Annotated in this window: 1 protein-coding gene; it reads left to right on the top strand. The window is 51.2% G+C overall.

Annotated features, from left to right (window positions below):
• Nucleotides 1-1,619, top strand: a 1,619-nt coding sequence (locus WMO25_RS17710; RefSeq protein WP_349086520.1) for a recombinase family protein, incomplete at its 5' end; no start/stop codon positions are given.
• Nucleotides 1,620-1,741: the final 122 nt, after the last annotated feature.

Genomic DNA, 1,741 nt, shown 5'->3' with positions numbered 1-1,741 from the left:
GGGGCTATCGTGCGGCGGTCTATTGCAGGCTGTCAAAGGACGATGACCTGCAAGGCGAAAGTGCCAGTATCGCAAACCAGCGTGATATGCTGGAAAAATACTGCGAAAAGCAGGGATGGGAGGTTGTGGCAGTCTATCAGGACGATGGCTTCACAGGTCTTAATATGGAGCGTCCTGATTTACAGAGAATGTTGAGAGCCATTGAGCGCAGGCAAATCAACCTTGTCATCACGAAAGACCTCAGCCGACTGGGGCGTAACTATCTGCAAACCGGGCATTTGATTGAGGACTTTTTCCCAAGAAACGGTGTCCGCTATATTGCCATGAATGACGGTATCGACACCCTGCGGGATAACAACGACATCGCCCCGTTCAAGAATATCCTGAATGAGATGTACAGCAAGGATATTTCCAAGAAAGTCCATTCCTCTTATCTTCTGAAAGCGCAGAAAGGACAGTTTACCGGGTGTCTTGCCCCGTTTGGGTATCGGAAAGACCCGGAGGACAAAAACCATCTGCTCATTGACGAGGAAACCGCCCCGATTGTGCGGCTGATTTTCGGATATGCCCTGAACGGTCATGGTCCGAACTATATCCGCAGACGGCTGGAGGAAGAAAAAATCCCCTGCCCCACATGGTGGAACCGGGAACGGGGGCTTCGCAACACCCGAACCAAATGGGAAAAGAAAGACCCGGAAAACGGGCGGTATATGTGGGACTTCTCCGTTATCAAAGACCTTTTGATGAATCCCGTCTACACCGGTGCGATTGCTTCCCAGAAAAAAGACTACCGTTTCAAAATCGGCACAATTGGGGAAAAGAAGCCGGAGGACTGGATTGTGGTGGAGGGACAGCATGAACCGCTGATTGACCGCATGAGCTTTGACATTGTGCAGAACAAGCTGAAATCCCGCCAGCGTCCGGGGCAGACCGATGAAATCAGCCTGTTTGCCGGATTGTTAAAATGCGGCGAGTGTGGGAAGTCGCTGACGGTACGCTACACAAACGCAAAACATCCCCAGCGGATTTATTCCTGCAAGACCTACAACGCCTTTGGAAAGAACCACTGCACCCAGCACCGGATTGACTATGACACCCTTTACAGCCATGTGCTGCGGAAAATCCGGGAATGTGCCAGAGCTGCCCTGATGGACGGGGAAGCGGTTGCCGACCGCCTGACCAATACCTGTGAAGCAGAGCAGCGGGAACAGCGGGAAGCAATGGAACGCTCCCTTACAAGGGACGAGGAACGGATTGAGGTTCTGGACAAAATGGTCATGCGGCTTTATGAGGATATGATTGCAGGGCGTATCAGTGAGCAGAATTTCAACACCATGCTGGAAAAGACACAGACCGAGCAGACGGAGCTTAAAGCAAAAGTGTCCGAGGGCAGAAAGCGGCTGTCTGATGAAGTCCAGCTTGCCAATGACGCAAAACAATGGGTGGAAGCCATTCAGGAATATGCCAACATCACAGAGCTGGACGCAGCCACCCTTAACCGCTTAATCAAAGAAATCGTCGTGCATGAACGCATTGACGAAGATAAAACAAGACACATTTCTATCGAAATTCATTTTAATCTCAAACCCATCCCGGAGGTGGAACAGGTCACTGCCTGACCTGTCCCGCCGGGACGGTTCTCTTAAAAACACCATATAGATTTTTTGTACGCCGCCGCCCGCCATCGAGCAGAGTTTTACACCTAATTGGGGATAAAACAGCTCATGGCTGGCGGCGGTGT

Origin of the sequence: Coprococcus intestinihominis, from assembly GCF_040096555.1 — a bacterium.
GTDB lineage: Bacteria > Bacillota > Clostridia > Lachnospirales > Lachnospiraceae > Coprococcus_A > Coprococcus_A intestinihominis.
The sequence above is the reverse complement of the archived record's forward strand: the minus strand, read 5'-3'. Positions and strand labels throughout refer to the sequence as shown.